This window comes from Heyndrickxia sp. FSL W8-0423, from assembly GCF_038009395.1.
GTDB lineage: Bacteria > Bacillota > Bacilli > Bacillales > Bacillaceae_C > Heyndrickxia > Heyndrickxia sporothermodurans.
Genome location: NZ_JBBPBE010000001.1, coordinates 78,981 through 104,541, shown reverse-complemented (window position 1 = coordinate 104,541; position 25,561 = coordinate 78,981). Strand labels below are relative to the sequence as shown.

Annotated in this window: 21 protein-coding genes; 13 read left to right on the top strand and 8 right to left on the bottom strand. The window is 37.1% G+C overall.

What is annotated here, in order from left to right:
• Position 1 precedes the first annotated feature (1 nt).
• From MKY81_RS00485 to MKY81_RS00470, 4 genes are all read left to right on the top strand, one after another.
• Entirely contained in the window at positions 2 to 310 is a 309-nt protein-coding gene (locus tag MKY81_RS00485; protein ID WP_165797780.1) for a Zn-ribbon domain-containing OB-fold protein, read from the top strand.
• A gap of 383 nt (positions 311 to 693) precedes the next feature.
• The gene (locus tag MKY81_RS00480) at positions 694 to 1,104 is read left to right on the top strand and encodes a hypothetical protein (protein WP_341116168.1); all 411 of its coding nucleotides are present in this window, start codon (positions 694 to 696) and stop codon (positions 1,102 to 1,104) included.
• Between the two features lie 273 nt (positions 1,105 to 1,377).
• Entirely contained in the window at positions 1,378 to 2,658 is a 1,281-nt protein-coding gene (locus tag MKY81_RS00475) for an MFS transporter (protein WP_341116166.1), read from the top strand.
• An 81-nt stretch (positions 2,659 to 2,739) separates the two neighbouring features.
• A complete protein-coding gene (locus MKY81_RS00470) occupies positions 2,740 to 2,913 on the top strand; it encodes a hypothetical protein (RefSeq protein ID WP_341116165.1) in 174 nt (57 codons plus the stop codon).
• A gap of 145 nt (positions 2,914 to 3,058) precedes the next feature.
• On the opposite strand, the gene MKY81_RS00465 is transcribed toward MKY81_RS00470, so the two are convergent.
• Positions 3,059 to 4,432 carry a sigma-54 interaction domain-containing protein gene (locus tag MKY81_RS00465; RefSeq protein WP_341116164.1) on the bottom strand — a complete coding sequence of 458 codons (1,374 nt, stop codon included), beginning with the start codon at positions 4,430 to 4,432 and terminating at the stop codon, positions 3,059 to 3,061.
• Between the two features lie 197 nt (positions 4,433 to 4,629).
• On the opposite strand from MKY81_RS00465, the gene MKY81_RS00460 reads away from it, so the two are divergent.
• The 6 genes from MKY81_RS00460 to MKY81_RS00435 all read left to right on the top strand — a co-directional run bounded on the left by MKY81_RS00460 (position 4,630) and on the right by MKY81_RS00435 (position 12,215).
• A complete protein-coding gene (locus tag MKY81_RS00460; RefSeq protein ID WP_341116163.1) occupies positions 4,630 to 5,613 on the top strand; it encodes a proline racemase family protein in 984 nt (327 codons plus the stop codon).
• A 15-nt stretch (positions 5,614 to 5,628) separates the two neighbouring features.
• Positions 5,629 to 6,618 (top strand): proline dehydrogenase family protein, encoded by a 990-nt coding sequence (locus tag MKY81_RS00455; protein ID WP_341116162.1) that lies wholly within the window; start codon positions 5,629 to 5,631, stop codon positions 6,616 to 6,618.
• 113 nt (positions 6,619 to 6,731) lie between these two features.
• Complete coding sequence (gene brnQ / locus MKY81_RS00450; RefSeq protein ID WP_107920760.1) at positions 6,732 to 8,087, top strand: branched-chain amino acid transport system II carrier protein; 1,356 nt, start codon at positions 6,732 to 6,734, stop codon at positions 8,085 to 8,087.
• 167 nt (positions 8,088 to 8,254) lie between these two features.
• Positions 8,255 to 9,181, top strand: a complete 927-nt coding sequence (locus MKY81_RS00445; protein ID WP_341116161.1) for a patatin-like phospholipase family protein — start codon at positions 8,255 to 8,257, stop codon at positions 9,179 to 9,181.
• 110 nt (positions 9,182 to 9,291) lie between these two features.
• Entirely contained in the window at positions 9,292 to 10,887 is a 1,596-nt protein-coding gene (locus tag MKY81_RS00440) for an amidohydrolase (RefSeq protein WP_341116160.1), read from the top strand.
• Positions 10,888 to 10,940: 53 nt separating this feature from the next.
• Positions 10,941 to 12,215 (top strand): dicarboxylate/amino acid:cation symporter, encoded by a 1,275-nt coding sequence (locus MKY81_RS00435; RefSeq protein WP_201030049.1) that lies wholly within the window; start codon positions 10,941 to 10,943, stop codon positions 12,213 to 12,215.
• Positions 12,216 to 12,441: 226 nt separating this feature from the next.
• Here MKY81_RS00435 and MKY81_RS00430 read toward each other — a convergent pair whose 3' ends face one another.
• The 6 genes from MKY81_RS00430 to MKY81_RS00405 form a co-directional block, all read right to left on the bottom strand.
• Positions 12,442 to 12,783 carry a hypothetical protein gene (locus tag MKY81_RS00430; RefSeq protein WP_107920763.1) on the bottom strand — a complete coding sequence of 114 codons (342 nt, stop codon included), beginning with the start codon at positions 12,781 to 12,783 and terminating at the stop codon, positions 12,442 to 12,444.
• A gap of 117 nt (positions 12,784 to 12,900) precedes the next feature.
• Complete coding sequence (locus MKY81_RS00425) at positions 12,901 to 13,422, bottom strand: MerR family transcriptional regulator (RefSeq protein WP_066228868.1); 522 nt, start codon at positions 13,420 to 13,422, stop codon at positions 12,901 to 12,903.
• Positions 13,423 to 13,652: 230 nt separating this feature from the next.
• On the bottom strand, positions 13,653 to 15,065 hold the full coding sequence (locus tag MKY81_RS00420; RefSeq protein WP_341116155.1) for an Ig-like domain-containing protein: 1,413 nt from the start codon (positions 15,063 to 15,065) through the stop codon (positions 13,653 to 13,655).
• 205 nt (positions 15,066 to 15,270) lie between these two features.
• A complete protein-coding gene (locus MKY81_RS00415) occupies positions 15,271 to 16,164 on the bottom strand; it encodes a protein phosphatase 2C domain-containing protein (RefSeq protein WP_341116153.1) in 894 nt (297 codons plus the stop codon).
• 284 nt (positions 16,165 to 16,448) lie between these two features.
• Positions 16,449 to 17,621, bottom strand: a complete 1,173-nt coding sequence (locus MKY81_RS00410; RefSeq protein ID WP_235598285.1) for an aminotransferase — start codon at positions 17,619 to 17,621, stop codon at positions 16,449 to 16,451.
• Positions 17,618 to 18,118, bottom strand: coding sequence for an Lrp/AsnC family transcriptional regulator (locus tag MKY81_RS00405; protein WP_066228876.1), 501 nt, complete (start codon positions 18,116 to 18,118; stop codon positions 17,618 to 17,620). Before MKY81_RS00405 ends, MKY81_RS00410 begins: the two co-directional genes overlap by 4 nt.
• A 254-nt stretch (positions 18,119 to 18,372) precedes the next feature.
• On the opposite strand from MKY81_RS00405, the gene MKY81_RS00400 reads away from it, so the two are divergent.
• Positions 18,373 to 20,106, top strand: coding sequence for a phospho-sugar mutase (locus MKY81_RS00400; protein WP_108073646.1), 1,734 nt, complete (start codon positions 18,373 to 18,375; stop codon positions 20,104 to 20,106).
• A 394-nt stretch (positions 20,107 to 20,500) separates the two neighbouring features.
• Here the strand turns inward: MKY81_RS00400 and MKY81_RS00395 are convergent, their stop codons facing one another.
• The gene (locus tag MKY81_RS00395; RefSeq protein WP_341116149.1) at positions 20,501 to 21,418 is read right to left on the bottom strand and encodes an LCP family glycopolymer transferase; all 918 of its coding nucleotides are present in this window, start codon (positions 21,416 to 21,418) and stop codon (positions 20,501 to 20,503) included.
• Positions 21,419 to 21,716: 298 nt separating this feature from the next.
• Here MKY81_RS00395 and MKY81_RS00390 point away from each other — a divergent pair, with 298 nt between their 5' ends.
• Positions 21,717 to 24,701, top strand: a complete 2,985-nt coding sequence (locus MKY81_RS00390; RefSeq protein ID WP_341116147.1) for an SH3 domain-containing protein — start codon at positions 21,717 to 21,719, stop codon at positions 24,699 to 24,701.
• Between the two features lie 176 nt (positions 24,702 to 24,877).
• The gene (locus tag MKY81_RS00385; RefSeq protein WP_107920957.1) at positions 24,878 to 25,549 is read left to right on the top strand and encodes a cell wall hydrolase; all 672 of its coding nucleotides are present in this window, start codon (positions 24,878 to 24,880) and stop codon (positions 25,547 to 25,549) included.
• Positions 25,550 to 25,561 lie beyond the last annotated feature (12 nt).

The following is a 25,561-nucleotide window of genomic DNA, read 5'->3' as shown; positions in this document are numbered from 1 at the left end:
AATGAAACTATCAATCTATGTTTGTGAATCATGTGGAAAAACGAGTGTACCCAAACGATTGATTTGCCCAGCCTGCAAATCAACTAATTTCACAACGAAAGAACTGGAAGGCGAGGGAAAAGTATATTCCTTCACAAAAATTAATGTCTCATCCGTTGAATTTAAACACTTAACCCCTTATTACGTCGTCTTAGTCGATCTCCCAACCGGGGAACGGATTACCGGACGAACATTGGATGACATTCAAATCGATGATACGCTCCAATTAGTTGACGTAGACAATGGCGCGTATATTTGGGCGAAAGGGTAGGTTAGATATAGTGCAGATTAGTCGGTGTATATCTACGAAAATGATCGGGTAGTGGAATTATGGGGGAAATTTAGGGTGTTAATCTCCCAAAATGTAATGAATAAGTAATTATGAGAGAAAAGTAAGGGTTAAATCTACAAAAATATCAGATTTAAGTAAAAATGGGAGATATATAAGGTGTTAATCTCCCAAAATGTAATTGTTGAGTAAAAATGGGAGATAAGCAAAGCTTAAATCTCCCATTTTTTTGTTTTATTAAGATAAAACCTTATTGAGGTATGGCATCTAACACTTAGCCTTTAAACGGCTCATTTTTTGCAAGAATAATTGAAATAGAAATTGGAAATGAATGAGGGATGGGGGTTTTTTTAGGGAGGGAAAAAATGTTTTCATTACGTGGAGATGCACATAAGGTTTATCTTCAATTAAAACGGAAAGGTTTAGAGCGTGCCCATTTTCTTACTGAAATTAAAGAAATTAAAGACTTCTATAATTCGATTGATACCGAAACATTAACGTTAATTTATTATCGAATGATTAAAGAGAGAAATGCCTCAGGTATCATTCCACTATTTGTCTCCTCCATTCCATGGCTTTTGTTTCTCTTCTCAACCCAATTACAGAAGTTTCTTTTCAAAGAAGGAAGTGTGTTATGGGCAATTTTTGGGGCAGTATATCTCCTCATTCTAGTCGTTTGTGTCCTTCTCCATTATCGTGAAAAGGCGTGGGCTGCCTTTCATATTGCTGTGATTGAAGGTATATTAAAGATGAGGAATGAAGAAAAAATGGAATAAATTTTTGAAATTACAGTAAAGGCTGTCTTCTAAAAGGCAGCCATTTTTTTATTGGGATTTTATCAAATATTAAAATTATACGGATAATTATAAAAATATTGAAAACTATCGATGCATAAATTATAATCACTTTGAAATATGTAACTAGAGTTTTACATAGTGAAACTAGAGGACGGGAGGTGGCTTACGGGTCGTTTAGAAAAGGATTGATAAATGTATTTATTTCCACTTTTTTTAACATTTTACGACAGTGGGTAAGGGGGAGAATGTTAGATGAAAAAAAGTCGGGTACTACTCGCAAGCTTAGTTGGTTCAGTAATTGAATGGTATGATTTTTATTTATACGGAACAGCAACCGGATTAGTTTTTACAAGTTTGTTTTTTCCGAATCATGATCCCGCTATTTCGCTACTTCTCGCATTTGTTACATTCGGTGCAGGTTACGCAGCACGACCAATTGGCAGCATATTGTTCGGTCATTTAGGCGATCGCATCGGAAGAAAGGCTGCGCTTATTTTTACCCTTGTTGGTATGGGCGGGAGTTCAATGCTTATCGGCGTTCTTCCAACTTACGAACAAGTCGGATTAATAGGTCCGATTTTACTAGTTATTTTGAGGCTAATCCAAGGAATTGCCTTAGGTGGTGAATGGGGAGGCGCTATTCTATTAGCAACAGAATATGCTCATAAAGGTGTACGTGGACTGTATGGATCAATCCCTCAATTAGGGGTTCCGATCGGATTAGTTGCAGGTTCATTTAGTCTTACCATTATAAACTACCTGACTACCGATAGTCAGTTCATTGCATGGGGATGGAGAATCCCATTTCTATTAAGTGGAGTGTTAATTGTCATTGCAATTTGGATTAGAAAAGGAATTGAAGAAACTCCAGACTTTCAACAACAAAAAGATAGCGGCGATATTGCAAGGGTGCCGATCATCGAAACCTTTCGTCATGACTGGAGAAATGTCGTACGGGCAATCGGGCTAAAAATTGGGGACGGCTATTTTAATGTATTTATTATGTCATTTATTTTGGTTTATGCTACTACTTATTTAGGATACTCCCGTGAAACTGCCCTTGGTGCCTTAACCGTTGGATGTGCGACGATGCTGTTAACCATCCCGATTGTTGGATATTTATCAGACTTTATCGGAAGAAAGGTCATCTATGTTGGTGGATTGATCTTAATGTTCCTTTTGGCGGTACCTTATTTTTCAATGATCAATAAAGGAAGTGCTTGGCTTTACATCATGGAGGTAGTTGTGCTCGGCGTTGTCTGGGGAGCGATATTTGCTACACAGGGAACACTATTCTCGGAGCTTTTCCCAGCAAAGGTTCGCTACACGGGTTTATCCGTCGGTTATCAAGTGGCTGCCGCAATTGTTGGATTCGGTCCAATGCTTTGGACAACTATGGCTGAATCGTATGGACCATCCCCTTGGGTTTTCGGTGGTTTCATGATGGCAGGGCTAGTACTCTCATTAGTATTTTGCCTCTTTACACCAAGCGTTAGGACGTCCGCTCATTCGGAGAAGCGAAAGACAGCTTAATTAATTGGACCCCCTTTTTGTAGGGGGTTAATTTTAGTTGAATTTTGCTTCTAAGGGGAGGTATGAACCGTAAGTTAATTAATGAAAGGAATCCTTCGCCAAGACAAAACCTATGGCATGATGAAACTTCCATCTGATTGGGTAGCGATTGTGGATTCATTAAATAAAGTTGAATCTGAGAAACATCCTGCGCCTTTATTTTCATCATTGTTCGCAAATCTATCAATCCAAATTAGTTGGTTCCCAGTGGATTGAGCAGGGAAAGAAAGTGAACTCATCAATCCTGTAAATAGCAATGGATATGAAGGTAATGTTTATTTTGTTCCTATTATGTAAAATGGGAAGTAATTATAGGGGGGAAAACAGCGGGGAGGGACAATGGACTGGGTCGATGTCCCGATTATAGGAGTAGATATTCCTTCATTTTCTTATAGAGGCTCACTCTCGAAATACCAAGTTTTTTGGCTGCGGCGGTTTTGTTTCCATATGTTTCAACGAGTATTTGTTTTATTCTTTCTTTTTCTAATTCGGCTTTTTCTTGGGCAAGTCCTAATTTCTTAATCTTTACATTTGTTGTAGGGGGAAAGATATCGACAAGATCCTCCGCATGGATGTTCGATTTATCGTTAAATATCATCATTCGTTCCACGATATTGCGCAATTCTCTAATATTTCCCGGCCACATGTAAGTTGTAAATAAGTCCATTGCGTTAGGCAACAAGTTGGGTAGCGTTTTATGATATTTTGACGCATATTCTTGAGTAAAATGATTCATCAAAATAGGGATGTCTAATGCCCTTTCTCGAAGAGGGGGGATGTGTAATGAAACAACATTTAAACGATAATATAAATCTTCACGGAAATCGCCGTTCTTTACCATTTCAGCCATATTGCTATTTGTGGCAGCTATAATTCGAATATTTACTCTTTTTGAAATATTCCCACCAATTCGTAGGACTTCTCTTTCTTGGAGCACTCTTAATAATTTTACCTGCATATCCAACGGTAACATACCAACTTCATCCAGGAAAAGCGTTCCCCCATCTGCCATTTCCACTTTTCCTGCTTTGCCGTTTTTATCCGCACCTGTAAAGGCGCCTTTTTCATAACCGAAAAATTCACTTTCAAACAACGCTTCTGGGATTGCCCCGCAGTTTATCGGGATGAACGGTTGAGTTTTTCTTTCGCTTACTTCATGAATCCCTTGAGCGAACAATTCCTTTCCAACACCGCTTTCTCCTTCAATTAATACAGTTGCATCTGTCTTAGCCACTTTAAGGGCTAAATTTTTCGCTTTTTGGATAGCGGGACTATTTCCTTTTATTTCTGACAAAGGTTCTTTTTGTTCTTGCCAATGAAATTGTTGCTTCATTTTTTGCAATTGTGAGGTTGTTACGGTTAGTTTTTCATTTAACTTCACGATGTTCGTAATATCCTGATCAATCGAAATGGCACCGATTAACTGATCATTTTGGTCAAATATCGGTGATGCACTAATTAGCACATGTTTGTCTGGACGAGGTTGATGGTACACATTGAAAACGGGCTTCTTCGTTTCTAGTATTTCTAATAATTTTAAATCCTCTTTATTAAAAAAATGACTAATTTTTTCCCCTTGAATTTTATTAAGCGGAATTCCGTAAATGTGTTCTGCATGTGTATTCCAAAATTGTACTTCTTCAGAGGCATTGATAATTGCAATTGCATTAGAACTAGTTTCGGTCAGTGTTTGCAAATAAAACATAGCATGCTCCTTTAAGATATCTTCTATCATAAAAACCCCCTTATAAAAATTAATTTTAATTGTAAATATACACTTTACAAAAGTGTAAATTAAATTATCACTTTTTATTATACGTAAATAAAAAATAATTACAATTTATCGAAATAATAGAGTTTTTGAAATTGGCACAAAACTTGCATGAGTAATTAGATAGATAGATTAAAATAATGGGAGGAATCATAACTTCTATGATTACGCATGAAAATTTTATTCATACAATTGATGCACATACGATGGGGGAAGCAGCAAGAATTGTCATTGAAGGTATTCCTGAAATTCGGGGAAACACGATGATGGAAAAAAAGAAATATATGCAATCAAAAATGGATTCGATTCGGAAACTGCTTATGCATGAGCCCCGTGGTCATTTAAATATGTTTGGTGCCATCATTACTCAACCATGTCATCCCGAGTGTGATCTTGGGGTCCTGTTTATGGATAGCGGTGGTTACTTAAATATGTGTGGACATGGAACGATTGCTTCTGTAACTCTAGCTATTAATAATGGTCTTATTGATAAAAAAAATCGAGTGTTACTAGACACACCTTCTGGCATGGTAGAATGCCATGTCACCTATAAAAATGAAAAAGTTGAAGAGGTTTCCTTTATTAATGTTCCAGCTTTTCAGCTAAATAAAGATGTAACCGTTTTAGTTGATGATATTGGTTCTGTAAAGATGGATATCGCATTTGGTGGAAGTTTCTTTGCTATTGTGGATGCAAATCAGTTTGATTTAAGGTTAACAATCGATGAACAAGAGCGTATTGCCAACCTTGGTGTAGCTATACGAAAAGCCGCTAATGAGCAGTTATCGATTCAACATCCTGAAATCCCGGAAATCAATACGATTGATCTTGTGGAGTTTAGCTTACCTATATCCGACAATCATTACCGAAATACGGTTGTTTTTGGAGATGGGCAAATTGATCGCTCCCCTTGCGGAACAGGGACATGTGCCAAATTATCAACATTGAACCTCACACCCGGACAACAAATTATTCAAGAAAGTATTATCAATTCTACTTTTAAAGGTACTGTAGTCGATTATACACAGGTGGCAAATTATGAAGCGATTATTCCGAAAATTACTGGATCTGCATGGATTACTGGAATACATAAATTTTTGCTAGATGACACAGATCCTTACACGGAAGGCTTTTTATTAAAATAATCAGGGGGAATTATAATGGGTTTAACAAAAGATTTTTTTATTCTATTATCACAAAACAAGGTACTTAATAGTGGTGCAAAACGTTGGGGATTGAAACTTGGAGCGCAATCTGTCGTAGCTGGAACGAATATTCATGAAATGATTGAAAGTGTAAAGGAATTGAATCGCTACGGCATTTCTGCCACAATCGATAATTTAGGTGAGTTTGTCTTTGAAAAAGAAGAAGCGATTCTGGCAAGAGATCAAATCCTTCAAGTAATTGAAGCTATCCATAAAAATCAAGTCGATGCGCATATATCATTGAAACCAACCCAATTGGGACTGGATATTGACTATGGATTTTGTTCCGACAATTTAAGAGAAATTGTAGCAAAAGCGCATAAACATAATATTTTTATTAATTTCGATATGGAAGACTACGGACATCTTGAGCCTTCATTTGATTTAATTGATGAACTTTCAAGAGAATACGATAATATCGGTACGGTCATTCAAGCGTATTTCTATCAATCGGAAGAAACTATTAAAAAATATAAAAACTATCGTTTAAGAATTGTCAAAGGGGCATACAAGGAGCCTGAAAACTTGGCATATCAAGACAAAAAGGATATTGATCAAAACTTTATTCAATTGATTGAGTATCACTTGCTGAATGGGAAATTCACATCAATTGCCACACATGATCATCGTGTTATCAATCATGTCAAAAGCTTTGTTAAGAAAAATAATATATCTACAGAAAAATTTGAATTTCAAATGCTTTATGGATTTCGAAGGGATTTGCAGCTTGAATTAGCAAAAGAAGGATATAATTTTTGTACATATGTCCCGTTTGGTAGCGATTGGTATGGGTATTTTATGCGTCGATTGGCAGAGCGTCCGCAAAACCTTAATCTAGTAGTGAAACAGGCATTTAATAAAAAAACGAACACTATGATTGGAATCGGAGCAGGGGCTTTTTTATTAGGAAGAATGAGTAAGCGAAATAAAGATAAACAAGGTTAAAAATAGGAACCTAAACATCATGTGATAGGTAGATAAATGTTCATTCCTATCACATGCATTAACCTTTTTTTACAAGAAGTACAGGAAAGTGATGAAAACAAGGGGGAGAAAGAATGAAGAAAACGTTACCATTTTCACAGGTCCTTGCTATTGGGTTTATGCTGTTTGCGATGTTTTTAGGAGCGGGAAATGTAATTTTCGCTCCAATGGTAGGCCAGCAGGCGGGAACGAATACATGGATTGCAATGAGCGGCTTTTTAATTACAGGTGTTGGTTTAGTATTATTGGCTATTATTGCATTAACACGTGGTGGAGGTACAGTAGAAAAACTTGCTGGAAGAGTACACCCGTTGTTCGCTACGATTTTCTCAGTTTTGCTTTTCTTAACATTAGGTCCTATTTATGTTATTCCGCGAACGACTTCCGTAGTTTATGAAATTGCCATTAATCCTTTAGTTAACGATAAGATAAATACAAGCCTTTATTTATTCGTTTTCTCAGCATTATTTATCATTTTAACGATATTCCTTTCCTGGAATACGACGAAATTTGTGGATCGCTTAGGTAAGTTGATCACACCTATTTTTGGAATTCTCCTTTTAATATTAATTTTGAAATCAATTATTACCCCAATGGGAAGTATCGGTGAGCCGCAGAAAAATTATTTGACAGGAATTTTTCTAAAAGGATTTACACAAGGCTATTATACAATGGATGTTTTAGCAGCCTTTGTTTTTGGTGGAATATTTATTAAATCAATTAGTACTTTAGGAATTAAATCCGAGAAAGAGGTTTCAAAATTATTTATTAAAGCTGGATTGATTACGATTATTGGATTAATTATTTTACAAATCTCAATGGCATGGATTGGTGCGTCAAGTGTAGAAGCGATAGGTTACAAGGATAATGGTGGAGAAGTATTGGCTCAAAGTGCAAAGGCACTTCTTGGACAGATGGGGATTTATATTATTGGAATAGTTATTTTCTTAACAGGGATAACGACAAATGTCGCCTGTCTTGCAGCTGTTTCTGAGTATTTTAATCGTATTTTTCCTTCAATTTCGTATAAAAAGTGGTTAATCTTGTTTTCAATTCTAAGTCTGACTATTACAAATTTTGGATTGAATACGATTTTGTCATTTGCTTCACCAATTTTGCTATTGCTTTATCCTTTAGCGATTGCGCTTATTGCATTAATATTCACAAACAATTTATTTAAAGGTCAACGGTCAGTCTATATTGGTACAATAATTGGTGTCGGAGTTGTTGCGATTCTGGACGCACTAAAGGATGCCAATGTGTCACCAAATACGATCAATAACATTTTCGAATTTATTCCATTATTCGAAAATGGCGCGGGCTGGATCATTACTGGCATAGTCGGGTCTATCATTGGTCTGATTGTTGCAAAGACGAGAAAAGAACCAGCTGTATTTATTAATATGGCGGGTCAAGAAATTAGAGATTAAGATCATATTATTTCTTATATAGGTAAAAGGGATGTCTCTATCGTTTCGAGACACCCTTTTTCTTATGTGAGAAGAAATGTTGGAAAAAGAAAGGGTTTATGAAAGAATTCTTGAATAAAGTAAAGGAAGGATTGGTTTTTAAATAATTAGTAAAGAGGTGGAATGGTATGCGGGCAGATGCTGTTTTTGAAGGTGGCGGTGTCAGAGGGATTGCTTTTGCCGGTGCTATCCAAGCGATGGAAGAGGCACATGTGGAATGGCAAAGGTTAGCCGGTACATCAGCGGGAGCGGTTGTAGCTGCGCTTTTAGCGAGTGGCTATAACAGTAGTGAAATTAAAACCGTAATGAGTGAATTAGATTTTTCAACTTTACGAGGAAAGACCATTCTCAATCGGATTCCGCTTGCTGGCAGTTTATTAGAGCTCATTATTCATCTTGGCATTTACAAAATTGATTATTTAGAAACATGGTTAGATGAACTCCTTTTAAAAAAAGGCATACGAACTTTTGCTGATCTTCCAGAAGGAAAATTGAAGATTATTGCATCAGATGTAACAAATGGACGAATCCTCATTTTACCTGATGATTTACATCGCTACCATATCACCCCTGCAGAATTAAAAGTATCAACAGCAGTTAAAATGAGTGCCTCACTGCCCTTTTTCTTCCGTCCAGTTAAATGGAAATCAAAAGATCAGCAAAAATCCTATATTTTAGATGGTGGCTTGCTGAGCAATTTCCCAATTTGGCTTTTCGATGTACCAAACCCACGTTTTCCAACATTCGGATTTTACTTTGTGAAAGATGAAGTAACGATTAATCCTGTCATCCCTACACCTATCCATTTATTCAAAAATATTTTTAAAACGATGCTCCAAGCCCATGATTTAAGATATATGAGTGCAGAAACACTTGAGCGAACGATTCAAATTCCAACAGGAACGATTAATACAACGGATTTTAAGCTAACTGAGAAAGAAACAGCCTTTCTTTATCAATCAGGGTATGAAGCGGCTAAGAAATTTTTATCCCAGTGGGATTTTGAAAAGCATAAAACGAATCGAAGTAAGAATGGGGCAATGGATCGATTCTGATGTCCCGAAATATTTTTATTTTGTTTTATGAAAGGAGAAAATTTTATCTAAAGCGAATATTCAATAAATAACGGGGATTAATTAATATTATTGAAAGGAGAGATGTAATAATGGTGAAAATTTATACGAATGGTTCTATCTATACATTCGATAAGATGTATCCAATCGTTCAGTCTGTTGTCGTTGACAATGGGAGATTTATTGATATGGGGACGACGGAAGATATGCTCTTACAATGGGGAAGACAGGATGCACTGGTCATCGATTTACAAGGAAAAACGGCAACACCCGGATTGATTGAAAGCCATGTCCATATCGGTGGCGTGGCTTTGAACTTTTTGAATTTGGATGTGACGGGGGTCAACTCTAAAAAAGCAATGCTAGCGAAAATCAAAGAAAGAGCAAACTCCCTTAAATCAGGTGAATGGCTTATTGGACGTGGCTGGGATGAAAATCTATTTACGGACGCGACAATCCCAACGCTTCAGGAGCTAGATCATGTCGCCCCTCATTGCCCGCTTTTTATCCCGAGAATTTGTGGACATGCCGCCTTAGTGAACAGTAAAGCCTTAGAGATATGCCAGTATCATCCTTCCATAACAGTGCCGGAGGGTGGGACAATCGTGAAAGATGAAAGAGGGAATCCAACCGGATTACTATTAGAATCAGCTACAGAAATTTTTCAAAAATATATCCCCGAAAAATCATACCCCGAATTAAAAAATGCCGTACGTCAAGCCGTCCAATTTGCGATGGAAAAAGGGTTAACGAGTGCCCATACGAATGATCCGACTTTCTTGAATGGATTGTATCAAACGTATCAAATTTATGATGAATTAATTAATCAAGAAAAGTTGGGACTAAGATGCAATCTATTAATTGATTATATGTATATGAAGGATCTCAGAGAAAACGGAATGTATGCAGGCTACGGAAATGATCATTTGCAAATCGGTGCGATTAAAATTTTTGCAGATGGAGCATTAGGGCGTCGAACAGCCCTTTTATCCAGTCCTTACCACGATGATCCAACAACAGTAGGCGATGCCATGATGGACCAGGAGACATTGTATTCGATCGTTCATGATGCCAGAATGCTTTCGATGCCAATTGCTGTCCATACGATTGGTGATCAGGCACTTGAAAATGTGCTAGATATATTGGACCAATTTCCATCAGTGGCTTACCGCGACCGATTGATTCATGTGCAAGTCCTTCGTGACGAGCTCATTCCTCGTCTCGTATCACCGAGTAGAATAGTAGATATTCAGCCGAGATTTATCGTTGGAGATTTCCCATGGGTTCAAGATAGATTAGGAGAATCACGCATTAAGCGATCCTATGCTTGGAAGACCTTATTATCTGCTGGGGTGAAGTGTGCAGGTGGCTCTGATGCCCCCGTTGAACCAATCGATCCGCTCCTAGGAATACATGCTGCAGTGACACGTAAAGCACCCGGCCAAGATCATAATGGCTGGAACCCATCCGAAAAATTAGCGATGGAAGAAGCTGTCAAGCTATTTACGATAGGTGGGGCATTTGCGACAAACGAGGAACATGTAAAGGGAACGATAACGAGAGGGAAATTTGCTGATATGACCGTCTACTCTACGAATATTTTTGAGCTTGAACATCCTGATGAATTACTAACAACAAAGATTGAAAAGACCATTATTGGTGGAGAAGTGGCTTATGAATCATTATAGGGAAAATGTAAGCGTTTAAATTTTTGTAAAATCAAATAAGGGGGAATTTCAAATTGGCTATTTGGAGATGGTATGCTCGTAAATCTTTTATTTTAAAAATTACGGTTGGATTCCTATTAGGAATTATCATCGGCGCTATTTTTGGACCTTCCGCAGATGTGTTATCGCCATTTGGAGATTTATTTTTAAGGCTTCTTAAAATGATTGTCGTTCCTTTAATTTTTCTTACATTAATTGTTTCTGTCAATAATTCAAGTCCGAAAGAATTAGGACGCATTGGCGGTAAAATATTTCCTTATTATCTTATTTCCACAGCAATTGCTGTAGGGCTTGGATTAGTTATTGCGAAATTAATCAACCCAGGCCTTGGGCTTCAAATGCCGAAAAACGCAACAATGGAGGTACCAGAGGCACCATCTATCATTGATATTATTCTTCAAATTGTCCCTTCCAATATTATTGATTCTATGGCAAAGGGTGATATTTTAAGTATTGTATTCGTAGCACTTATTATCGGATTTTCCATTTCATTTATTCGCCATTCAAAAGATCCGAAAATGAATGAATGGGGTAACTTGTTAATGAAGTTTACTGAGGCAGGCAGTGAAGTAACATTTCGAATCTTAAATGGGATTTTACAATATGCTCCTATCGGGGTCCTTGGAATTACAGCGACATCCATAGGAAATCAAGGAATGGATACATTACAATCTCTTGCTAAATATGTAGGGGCATCATATCTTGGTGTGGCCATTCAAATGCTAATCGTGTTCCCTCTTATTTTATTTTTATTTAAGGTACCTATTATTAAATTTTTCCTTCATACGCGGGAAGCAATAATGACTGCTTTTGTTACATGCAGCAGTCTAGGTACGCTTCCAGTTACGATTAAATGTGCATTAAAAGCAGGAATTAGTGATAGGGTAGCTAATTTTACCTTACCAATTGGTGCGACGGTAAACATGAATGGATCAGCTATTCATTTTGGTGTAGGGGTAGTGCTTGCTGCGGAAATCGTCGGTTATGATTTAAGCGTTGGGGCAATTATCGGAATTATCTTAACTGGAACACTGGCTGCGGTGGGAACCGCGGGAGTACCGGGTGCGGGATTAATTGGGATGTCCATCGTCTTCACTCAAGCAGGGCTTCCGATTGAAATTGTCGGACTTACAGCCGGAGTAAATGTCATTACCGACATGGTCTTTACGATGTGCAATGTGACAGGTGACATAGTAGGGGCCGCGATAGTTGATAAAAATGAACAGAGGGTGAAAGGGGAAATCGGGCGAACCTTGGAAAAGGAAAATCGTTCTGCAGCCGAATTGTAGATTCTTATATGTGGAAAGATAAGAGGCTGTCTTTTAATGACGGCCTCCTTTTTTAAATGCGAGTCATTAGGAGTTTGTTCAAAAATGTATTAATACTTTTTCCACTTTCTTTTTCAATCAACAATAAGTATGTTTCTTTCGTTAAGGTTGTTATCGTTAAGCAACCATCTGGATAAAAGGGATCTTTTAGCTCGGACCATTCTAGTTGATAGGTTTCAATTTCTTTTCAAGGAATTATTTTAGTGGAAAGGCAGATTCCATTTTCTCCAATTTTTGCTTGGCGAAATAAAGGTTGATACATGACCACACTAAGAGGAATACACATGTACAAAATAAGAAGGTTCTTTGGTTCGAAATAGAATAAGGAGAAGATATATATGATAAGAATGATTGCTACTATCATTCCGAAAATACGGCTTTCCAAGTTCTTTCCTTTTGTCCTAAATGCTTTTTTATGAATCGGTTTACATCGTCTCATTGAAAGAGAAATTCTGATTGCACGAATAAAAACATAGAGTAAAAATAAGATCCCGATAATATTTGCTGCAATTAAATATGATTTCTCCATTTTTCTCCCACCTTTTATTCCTAATACGAATAGAAGGGAAAAAAGTTTCAATGCTCGATTGAGTTTAAGTTGTCCTCTAAATCCTTACAAAAGACAAAAAAAAGAACACCATAGGTGCTAAAAGCCAAACAACATCATGAAAATATTTTTCTTTTTTCCTTTTCTTTTTTCATGGATTTGATTAAGGTTAGTGAGCTTGGCGGGAGCATTCGTTTGATTGACTTCTGATAATTTTTTTTCTAAAAGCTCAATCCGTTTATTGAGTTGAACCACTTGATTTTCTAATTCCTCGAGTTCTCTTCGATGGGAGAGAAGCTGATATGAAACAACATTATCTGCTTTTTCGTTTACTCTTCTATCTAGGTCATTTATTTTTTCAATTATCGTTTCCATTTCTGGATTTTGTACGGTATGGACTGCTTTTCCTTTACGTGTCTTTTTGGGTGGGAGTACTACATCTTGGAGAAGGATTCCTTTTTGAACCTGTTCTTGAATCTGTTTCAACATAGAAATTTCCTCTTCAGTAAAATCAAAATGCCCAAGATCATTGCGACTCATATCAAGGTCAAGCTGTTTAATCCAGCGTTGAACCGTACTCTTCGAAACACCTAATAAATTTGCAACACCTGTCGTATTCAAAACTATTCCCTCCTTTTCTCTCAATATTCGATGCCGCCATTCCAAAATCCTCCGGCTTTGACAAAACAAGAAAAACTTCGGCAAAAGAAGTGAAAATTCAACCCTTCTCGATAAAACCATCAAAAAAATGCATAAATGGTGTCAGGCACCGTTTATGCATTTTCTTGAATAAATATTTGAGAATTTGAATATTTGGTGCCTGACACTTCTCGTTGATTTTAATTAGATGTTCAGTATTTTACTACTTTTTTTACTACTTTTGCGCTAACGTTTCCAGCTTTATCTTTTGCGGTAATGGTTAGTTTTGTTCCAGCCTTTTGAGCTTTGATTTTAACAGAGAATGTTCCTTTTGAGGAAGCTTTAGCAGAACCAAGAACCTTGCTTCCTTTTTTGACCATGGCGGTTGAGTTAGCTTCGGCTTTACCAGTTACCACCTTCGATTTATTGGTGACTCTATTTACTGTTGGCTTCGCGGGTGGAATAACATCTTTCACTGTGACGGATGCTCCGGCGCTAACATTTCCAGCCTTGTCTTTAGCGGAAATAGTTAATTTTGATCCTGCTTTTTGAGCTTTGATTTTAACAGAAAATGAGCCTTTTGAGGAGGCTTTGGCGGAACCAAGAACCTTGCTTCCATTTTTGACCGTGACGGTTACGTTGGCTTCGGCTTTACCAGTTACCACCTTTGATTTATTGGTGATTTTATTTACAGTTGGTTTCGCAGGTGGAATAGCATCTTTTACTGTGACGGATGCTCCGGCGCTAACATTTCCAGCCTTGTCTTTAGCAGAAACGGTTAGTTTCGTTCCAGCTTTTTGAGCACTGATCTTAACAGAAAATTCGCCTTTCGAAGAGGCTTTGCTAGAACCAAGAACTTTTTTTCCACTTTTTACAGTGACTGCAGAGTTAGCTTCGGCTTTACCTGTAACTGTTTTCGATTTATTTGTCACATTATTGACAATAGGTCTAGATGGAGCAACGGTATCGACATAGGTAGCCATTAGTCCATATAGATCCTCTACAGAATTATCATCAATATCATATTCATCATCACCATCTAAAGCAACAATATAATAGGTTCCGGCCTTTTTCACATCGTAGACATGAATTAATACGCCTGTTGAAGGATCATAGTCGTTGCCTAAGTATTCTAAGTAGCCATGATCCTTAAAGTCTTTTTCAAGTGCACCAAATACCAAATCAATAGCATATGAATTGGTTAGCCCAGCGACTAATAATGTTCCCTTTTCAACTTTAACTTTGTACAAATCGACATCGTATAATGGAAGTAATTGACCAACCATCAAGTTATCATAAGGCAACTTATTTGCTGAAGGAAAATCATCATTTGGCTCTTGTTCAAATAAAGAATTGTCATTACTATTATAACTATTCAAAGTACGGCTGATTCTCGGAAGTTTATAAGATTGCAATTTTTTAAAAGCGTGAATTTGTTTTGAATATGCTTCTAATGTATGTAACTTATAAGGACTCCTTTTTTGAAGTAACTGTCCTTGTTGATTCAGGGCTTTCTTTGTTAATTCAAATTGATTTGTTTTTGTTTCCGCATGCACAGAACTTACGGATAATGAGAATGCCAATATCCCTGCGCTTAAAAGTGACAAAACCGTCTTTTTCCCCATATTATCTCCCCTTTTTTGTAGGACTATCATACTATTAATATCATAAGCAACTATTCAAGCGGATTCCAGTTTTATCCTTCGACAAATTTTTTAACATCCTTTTTAGGAATGCGAGGAAATGTTCAATATAATACATAGTGCCTGACACCATTTATACATTTTCCTGTATTATTATTCGCCATTTTGAATATTTGGTGCCTGACACCTATTCAAATGTGAGGAGGATGCCGGTTTTGTCGTCGTGTTTTTTTAGGCGAGGGTATTCGATACATGCAGGGTCGTTTTTTTCAATTTGGATGATTTGTTTATATAATTCGTTGATTCCATGGTTAAAGGCGATGGTGGCACTTTGTTCCCAGCTATTTTTATGTGTTTTAGTGTCCTGTTGGTGGGTATGCATTTTCAACCCATCTGTAAGGAGCAGAATTTGTTTAATATTAATGAAAGGAATAACCCCATATTCCATAAAATATAAAGCTTCTTCACTTCCATCAATGATTCCATATCCTTCAAAAGTATTTAATTTGCTTCGGTTTTCATGTAGGAGAATTTTTATTTTGTCTTTCTTTTCCTGTAAAAGGGATAAAATCTTTTCTTCTGGTAATTGATTTAAATCGATTCCCTTTTCAGTCTCTTCTTCTAATAACATTCGATGGACAATTTTAATTGCTTGTGAATCTAATACATCTACATGATCATGGGTAACGATACGAATGGAATGATCTTTATATTGTAAAATGAGCATGCAATCACCATAAGATACGTACTCCAAATATTGATTTCCGTTCAATTGTATTGCTGCCAGACTGCAGGTGCTTCTTTCAAGTTTAGAAATGCTAGTAAGTGGAAGGTTCTTTAATTCCTCCGTTTTTAGTCGCAATTTTGTATTTCCTTCCTCCACTTTTTCTCGAAGGGAGCGCTCGGAAACCTTTTCCAAACTTTGTTTAATAATATTCGACGCAATATCTCCAGAAAGACCTCCTAAACCGGTAGCTCCATCAATAGCAGCGAAAATGTGATTTTCTCGATTAATGACATAAGCATCTTCATTATGATTTTGCGAGCCATTCTTATAAATAAAATCCATTGAACGGATCATCTGAATCCTCCTTACTGTTTTCAATATGATATTCAAAAAGTAAAAATTGAAACTTTTTGTATTAAAGCGGGATAAAAAACTCTAACTATGAAAAACTATCAATATTGTATCAAGCGAATGTTTGAATCCAAAAAAATGCCCCTTCACTAGAAAACTCTAACTCATAAAAATATATGATTTAAGCGTTAACTTACACAATTGTACCTAAATGAACAAAGTGCCTGACACCATTTATTCAAAAATGCGCATGTTTATGCCGAAAAATGAATAAATGGTGCCTGACACTATTTGAGGAAGTTTTTGATGCGGGTGATGGCTTCTTGGAGTTGGTCGATGTTGGTTGCGTAGCTGCATCGGATGTAGCCTTCACCGCTTGCGCCGAAGACGGATCCTGGGACGACGGCGACTTGTTGTTCGATCAGGAGTTTTTCGGCAAATTCTTCACTTGTTAAGCCGGTGGGTGTTATATTTGGGAAGACGTAGAAAGCTCCACCAGGTATATGACAAGGGAGGCCAATTTCGTTCAACTCTTCTACCATATAGTTTCTTCTACTATGGTAGCTTCGGATCATTTTCTTCATTTCCGTATGACCATTTTTTAATGCCTCGATAGCAGCGAATTGGGACATTGTAGGTGCACACATAATGGCATATTGATGAATTTTTAACATGGCTTGTAAAATTTCTTTTGGACCGCAAACGAAGCCTAATCTCCAGCCAGTCATGGCAAATGCTTTCGAGAAGCCATTCATTACAATGGTTTGATCCCGCATTTCGGGTAAGGAAGCAATACTCGTATAAGGCTCATCATAAGAAAGCTCCGCATAAATTTCATCTGAAAAAACGAGGAGATTATGCTTCAACGCAACAGCAGCTATTCCTTCTAAATCCTGTTTATTTAAAACCGTTCCAGTTGGATTATTAGGTGAACAAATAATTATCCCTTTTGTTTTTTCAGTAATTAATGCTTCGATTTGCTCCGGTTGAATTTTAAAATCATATTCAGGTAAAGCCTGAACGGTCACTGCTTTTCCACCAGCAAGTTCAACGATTGGAACGTAAGATACAAAGCATGGTTCCACTACAATAATTTCCTCACCCGGATTTAAAGTAGCTCTTAATGCAATATCAAGCGCTTCAGAGGCTCCGACCGTTACGATTATTTCATTCTTTGAAGAGTACTGAACAGAAAAGCGCTGCTCCATATAAGTAGATATTTCTTGGCGTAATTCAAGTAATCCAGCATTAGGCGAATAGGCAGTAAACCCTTCTTCCAATGATAAAATACTCGCTTCACGATAATTCCAAGGTGTGACAAAATCAGGCTCGCCAACACCTAATGAAATAACATTTTCCATTTGTGAGGCGAGATCGAAGAAACGGCGAATTCCTGAAGGTTTAATTATTTTGACATTTTCAGATAAAAAATGGGATGGATTCATTAATTCAGTTTTCATGGTTGTATAATCATCCTTCGATCTTTTTCATTTTCACCAAGTATTACGCCGTCGTGTTTAAACTTTTTTAAAATAAAATGAGTAGAAGTGGAAATCACAGAATCGATTGTCGCTAATTTATCCGAGACAAAACTTGCAACCTCCAGCATCGTTTTTCCTTCTACTTCAACAGACAGGTCGAATGCGCCACTCATTAAATAAACAGACTTTACTTGTGGAAAACGATAAATTCGTTCAGCCACATCATCAAAACCAACACCACGCTTTGGTGTTACCTTCACATCAATCAACGCAGTAACCATTTCCTGCTCCGTCAACTTTGACCAATTAATAACAGAAACATAGCTTGCTATAATGTTCCTTTTTTCTAAATCCTTAATAATCTCGGTTACATCAGCTTCCGACAAATTCACCATTTTCGCTAATGTACTTAAAGGAATTCGTGCATTATTTTCAATAATCTCCAAAACTCTTATGACTTTTTCATCCAAGTTAATAAATCCTCTCTATGTATAATAAGCGTTAGTCGCAGTGCCTCCAAAGGGTCCAACATCGTATATCCGCTTTGCTTAGTAGTATTATAACAAAGAAAAGCCTGTGTTTAAGTAAGAAATTATATTGTAAAGTAATGATAATGTCCCCAATTGCTTTCTTCAAAGAATAATTAATAAAAAATTCCCATTAGACTTTGCTAAAAAATGTATAATATTATACTGTTAATATAAGAATTACTTTTTTGGAGGAATACATAATGAGTTGGAAATCATCCTATGAAAAATGGAGTCAATTTGACGATTTAAATCAGGATTTAAAAGATCAGCTAAATGAAATTACGGGAAATGAAAAAGAGCTTGAGGACCGCTTCTATAAAAATTTAGAATTTGGAACTGGCGGCATGCGCGGTGAACTAGGGGTTGGGACCAATCGCATGAATATTTATACTGTCCGTAAAGCTGCAGAAGGACTTGCTAAATATATTGAGGAACAAGGGGATATAGCGAAGTCACGTGGGGTAGTTATTGCCTACGATAGTCGTCATCAATCACCAGAGTTTGCTTTAGAGGTAGCGAAAACAGTTGGAAAACATGGAATTAAAGCGTATCTTTTTAAAGAATTACACCCTACACCGATGTTATCCTTTGCGGTTCGGTATTTACACGCATTTTCAGGTGTTGTTATTACGGCAAGTCACAACCCGCCTGAATACAATGGATTTAAAGTATACGGCCAAGATGGAGGACAACTGCCACCAAAACAGGCGGATGAATTAGTAGAATACGTTAATAAAGTAGAAAATGAGCTAGTCATTCAAGTTGCAGATGAGTCGGAACTTCTAAAAAATGAAATATTGACATACATAGGAGAACAAGTAGACCAAGCATATTTACAAGCATTGCGAAGTATTGGACAAGATAAGGAACTTATTCAATCTGTTGCCGACTCGTTAAAAATCGTGTACACCCCTTTACATGGGACAGGTAATATCCCTGTTCGAAAAGGACTTGAAGCGTTTGGTTTCCGAAATGTTACCGTCGTCAAAGAACAGGAGTTGCCTGATTCGAATTTTTCAACAGTCACTTCTCCAAATCCTGAAGAACATGCCGCATTTGAATTAGCCATTCAATATGGCAAGCAAAACGATGCAGATGTTCTAATTGGAACTGATCCGGATACGGACCGCATTGGGGTAGCTGTGAAAAATCATGTTGGTGAGTATCAAGTTTTAACAGGAAATCAATTAGGTGCCTTAATGCTTCATTATTTATTAACGAAGATGAAGGAGAAACAAACTCTTCCGTCAAACGGAATTGTGATTAAGACGATCGTGACATCTGAAATTGGCCGTGAGATTGCCAAATCCTTCGGTATTTCAACGCTTGATACACTAACTGGATTTAAATTTATAGGAGAAAAAATTAAAGAGTATGAACAATCCGGTGAGTATACATTCCTTTTTGGTTATGAAGAAAGCTATGGATATCTAATTGGAGATTTTGTTCGCGATAAAGATGCAGTACAATCTGCAGTGTTTGCAGCTGAAGTTGCCGCTTATTATAAAAAACAGGGGAAATCGTTATATGATGGTCTTTTAGACATATTTGCCCAATATGGTTATTATATTGAATCTTTACGCTCTTTAACGTTAAAGGGGAAAGAAGGAACAGAAAAGATTGCGGAAATTCTAAATACATTCCGTAAGAATCCGCCAACAAAAATTGCGGGATTAAAGGTCGCAGCCGTAGAAGATTATCAAATGAGCGAACGTAAAAATTTACTAACCGAAGAAACAACAAATATTCAATTACCAAAATCAAATGTGCTGAAATATTATTTAGAAGACGGTTCATGGTTCTGCCTACGTCCATCAGGAACCGAGCCAAAAGCGAAGTTTTATTTCGGTGTTAAGGCGGATTCAATGGAAAAAAGTCAGGAATTAAATAAGAAGTTACAAGACGATGTAATGGATCTTGTTGGGAGAATGTAGGTTAGAATAGTAATCAAAAAAATGAAGCATCCTTAATATGGGATGCTTCATTTTACATAATCATGGGGCATACGTTCTTTAAAAGGTAATGTTCCTTAAAAGTATCTGCTTTGTCTAGCTCCAGCGCCTAGCCCCTCGAGGTCAAATGTACATTGGCAATAAAAGCCAAAGAGCAGACTTTTTTTGCCGATGTACATTTGCTTGTCGGGGCTGAGCAAGGCGCTTCCGCTTTTCTATTTGTCTAGCTCCAGCGCCTATCGACTAGAAAACTTCAGGACTTTTCCCTACGATAAGTCAACATCGATTCGCCTTTCAGGCTCATCGTGTTTCCTTTATCTCAGTCAAAGTCCCTCCAGTTTTTACGTCGATGAGCAAGGCGCTTCCGCTTTTCTCATTAGCTCTTCTTTAAGTTGTCCTTTAACATTTTCGTTACTTTTGACTTTTCTTCATCAGGAACACTTAAATAGTAGATACCGCCGATTTTACCACCTACACCTTTTACTTCATACTGCGTGATATTATTTCGGCAATTGCGATAGTTTTTTTGAATATCCATCATATCATCGAAGGTCATATTTGTTTTCACATTGTCCCCTAATGCATTTAGAATATCATCGAAGCGGGTAACGGATGAAATGCTTGCTGCTTTGTTTACAATTGCAGCGATAACTTGACGTTGACGTTCGTTACGGCCAAAATCACCATTCGGATCGAAATGTCTCATACGTACATATCCGAGCGCTTTTTTTCCATCGAGTTCAACATCCCCTTTTGCAAAGTGGTAGCCTTTTTTATAAATCCCTTCGTCAATCCAATCCAGTTTATTTTGGACTGTTACACCACCAACTGCATCAACCAACTCACTAAGGGCTTCCATATTCACACGAATAAAGTAATCCATTTGGACACCAGTAAAGTTTTCCACTGTTTCGATGGCCATTTTTGGTCCACCAAAAGCATAGGCATGATTGATTTTGTCCGTTGTCCCGTGACCGATAATTTCTGTTCTCGTATCACGTGGAATGCTCACCATCTGCATATTCCCTTTTTTCGGGTTAAGGGTCATTGCGATTAACGTATCTGAACGGCCACGGTCACCTTTACGTTCATCCACACCCATTAATAAAATAGAAATCGGCTGACTATTTTTACTAATATCCGGTTTTTGATGAGGACGATCTAATTTTACCTCTTCATGCATTTTGTTTGCAGTATCCTTTACAGAACTGTAAAGATAGTACGCATATCCGCCAATTCCTATAATCAATACTCCTATAATACTAGAAATAATAATAAGAATTTTTTTCTTCATAAATGAACCTCACTTTTTGTAAACTTTTTCTTACAAATTATAACACGATTTTACAATATTAATAGATTTAATTATGATTTAATAATGTGAATTATTGGGAAAGACTTAAGAAGTAGTTACTAGGTATTTAGAAATTGATATTTTTAGAAAAAAAGATCGTTTTCCAAGAAAGATATAGAACAAAAGACCTATTGCTCGCTGAAAATCTAAGTGAATTTGACAATTTTCGATTTTAAAAGTGTTGCAATATGTTAGAATTAAATTAAGATAATTTAGATTTTAGGAGGGAGAGAAAAAATTGAAGAAAAGTGTCATCATTCCGGGATTGTGTTTTGCTGCACTATCTACCATTGCGTTTGAAAAAACTGTTCTGGCTGCGGAACCTCCGAGTGTGTTAACTTCACAAAATGTAGTAAAGTCAGTTAATGTGGATGCGGGTTCAACATTGAATGTACGCAGTAAACCATCAACGAATGCTTCTATTATTATGAAACTAGTAAAAGGTACAAATGTTACGGTGTTATCCGAGTCCAAAGGCTGGTCAAAAATTCAAGCAAATGGGAAAACAGGATATGTAAGCAGTAAGTATTTGGCTGCGAATACAAGGAAACCAAGTTCCGTGTCCAAACCAACAACAAATCCACCAAAGAAACCGTCATCAGCAAAAACCGTTACGAAGTATGTTGAAGTAGATGCAGGATCATCGTTGAATATGCGAAATAAAGCGGCAACGAATGGAACTATCATTGCCAAACTAGCAAAAGGTGCAAAAGTTACTGTTTTATCCGAGTCTAACGGTTGGTCAAAAATTCAAGCAAATGGGAAAACAGGATATGTAAGCAGTAAGTATTTGGCTGCGAATACAAGGAAACCAAGTTCCGTGTCCAAACCAACAACAAATCCACCAAAGAAACCGTCATCAGCAAAAACCGTTACGAAGTATGTTGAAGTAGATGCAGGATCATCGTTGAATATGCGAAATAAAGCGGCAACGAATGGAACTATCATTGCCAAACTAGCAAAAGGTGCAAAAGTTACTGTTTTATCCGAGTCTAACGGTTGGTCAAAAATCCAAGCAAACGGGAAAACAGGATATGTAAGCAGTAAGTATTTGGCTGCGAATACAAGGAAACCAAGTTCCGTGTCCAAACCAACAACAAATCCACCAAAGAAACCGTCATCAGCAAAAACCGTTACGAAGTATGTTGAAGTAGATGCAGGATCATCGTTGAATATGCGAAATAAAGCGGCAACGAATGGAACTATCATTGCCAAACTAGCAAAAGGTGCAAAAGTTACTGTTTTATCCGAGTCTAACGGTTGGTCAAAAATCCAAGCAAACGGGAAAACAGGATATGTAAGCAGTAAGTTTTTAACCGATAAAAAAGTTCAATCGAAACCAAAGGAAAAGACACCAGCGAAAACAGTCACGAAATATGTAGATGTCGATACAGACTCTACACTGAATATGCGAAGTAAGGCATCAACAAGTGGATCAATCGTGGCGAAACTAAAAAAAGGCACGAAAGTTACCGTCCAATCCGAATCCAATGGTTGGTCAAAAATTACTGCAAGTGGTAAAACGGGTTATGTAAGCAGCAAGTATTTAACGGATAAAAACACGCAATCCAAACCAACGAAGAACCCACCAAAACAAACGACACCAACGAAAACGGTCACGAAATATGTGGAAGTCGATGCAGGTTCAACGTTGAATATGCGAAATAAGGCATCAACAAGTGGATCAATCGTGGCGAAACTAAAAAAAGGCATAGAAGTTACCGTCCTATCCGAATCTAATGGCTGGTCAAAAATTACTGTTAACGGAAAAACAGGGTATGTAAGCAGCCAATATTTAGTTACATCAAAGCAAACAGAAACTACTACTCCAAAAACAAAATATGTCAACATCGCATCGGTTTCTGGAATAAGCATGTATGCAAGCCCATCAACGAACGCATCCGTTATCGTTAATATTGGTAAAGGGGTAGCTGTTCTTGTCTACTCGGAGTCCAATGGCTGGTCAAAAATTAAAGTATACGATCAAATCGGCTATGTGAAGTCAGAACTTTTATCAGCTACAAAACCAATTTCAAATAATAATGATCAAGGAAATCAAAATGGTGGAGTAGCCACTGGAACAATAATGTATGTAAATGTGGATGCGGGAACGAATTTAAATATGCGTTCATCAGCCTCTACAAATGGCACAATCATTGCCAAATTAACAAGAGGAACAGCTGTCACTTTTCTTTCAGAAAGTAATGGGTGGGCGAAAATCACCGCAAATGGAAAAACAGGTTATGTAAGTGCAAAATTTTTAACTACTAAATTACAGAATGCAAACAAAGATTCGAAAACGACGTACAGTGAGTATAATCTTACTTTAGATGAAATGGTTAAAATTCAAATGGCTGCAAATCCGCAAACAGATAATAAATACCGTACATATATTAGAGAAGATGCTTTGAAATTGAATTCTTCCTCTAAACCAACGGTAGGTGTTGTTCAAGGCAGCGGCTGGAACGTTAGAGGCGGCGCAGGGACGAATTTTTGGAGTGTTGGTCAAGTTTCTAAAGGGACAAGCCTGACGATTCTTTCGTCTAAAAAAGGTTCAGATGGTTATACTTGGTACGAAGTAAAATATAATAAAACATGGGTTAATGCTAGTCCTGACGATATCAAGTATTACTTAGATCCAAGTAATTTTGTTAACGATCCAATTAAATCATTACAATTTATTAATCTATCAAAAACGACCAATGTTCAAGCTGCAGAAGTAAATGATCGAATTCTAGCTGGAAAAGGAATATTGAGTGGAAAAGCTTCTGCATTCATTACAGCAGGAAATACGTATGGAATCAATGAGCTGTATTTAATCTCACATGCCTTGCTTGAAACAGGTAATGGTAAGTCCACACTGGCTAATGGTGTAAAAGTAAACGGAAAAACCGTATACAATATGTATGGAATCGGCGCTTTTGACTCAGACCCAGTTAAAGCAGGTGCAAATTTTGCTTACAATGCAGGCTGGTTCACACCGGAACAAGCCATCATCGGCGGAGCAGAGTTTATCGCTAAAGGCTATATCAATGCTGGACAAAATACATTATATAAAATGAGATGGAATCCGGATGCTGCAAGCTCATCACGTAAGGCAACTCACCAATACGCAACAGACATCGGGTGGGCCGTAAAACAAATCGCCCAAATTCATAATCTATATAGTCTAGTTAGTTCCTATTCACTCATATTTGACATACCAGTTTATCGAATTTTGTAAGGGTCACACAACAATTAGGTCAATTGTCCTAATTGTAGGAAAAAGGTCATATTTGTTTTCGTTTTGTAATGTTGTCATGTAATTAAAAAGAAATGTAATCATTGTGTTCTGTATATGGATAAATGGATATGTTAGGGTATGTACCATACTGTAAAAAACATCAGGAGGTAGCACCCATGAAAAACATATTATTGAAATCCATCGTTGTAGCATGTGTAGCTACAACTGCTTTTATAGGAATACAAAACCGAACTGCTGAAGCATTTACTGGTCAACGAGTAGTGAAATCCGAAAATGTTTGGGATACTGAGCAACAACAAAACAAAGGAAACTTTTCAAATATAAATAAAGGACAAAAGAATAATCAATCTGATGTTCAAATCAAAAAAATGGCACAAATACCTGATAAAACAAAGGTATTAGCCAAAAAGTCGGTTAAACAATTCATGAAAAATCGTGAAAAACATAAAAGTGTATCTATTTCTGCAAATGAGGAAGCTCTATTAGCCCGCTTAGTAGAAGCGGAAGCGAAGGGTGAATCTTACAAAGGAAAAGTAGCAGTTGCGACTGTCGTTTTAAATCGCGTCGATTCACCAAATTTTCCGGACACAGTTACAAGTGTAATAAAACAGGTAGTGGGACATGCTTATGCTTTTTCACCTGTTCAAAATGGTGCAATAAACAAACCCGCATCATCGGAAGCAAAACAAGCAGTAAAACAGGCATTAACTAGAAAAAATCGATTACACGGCTCAGTTTATTTTTATAATCCAAAAATTGCCACAGATAAATGGATTCAATCCCGTAAAGTAGTAACCACAATCGGAAATCATGTATTTCTAAAATAAAATGGACGAGGG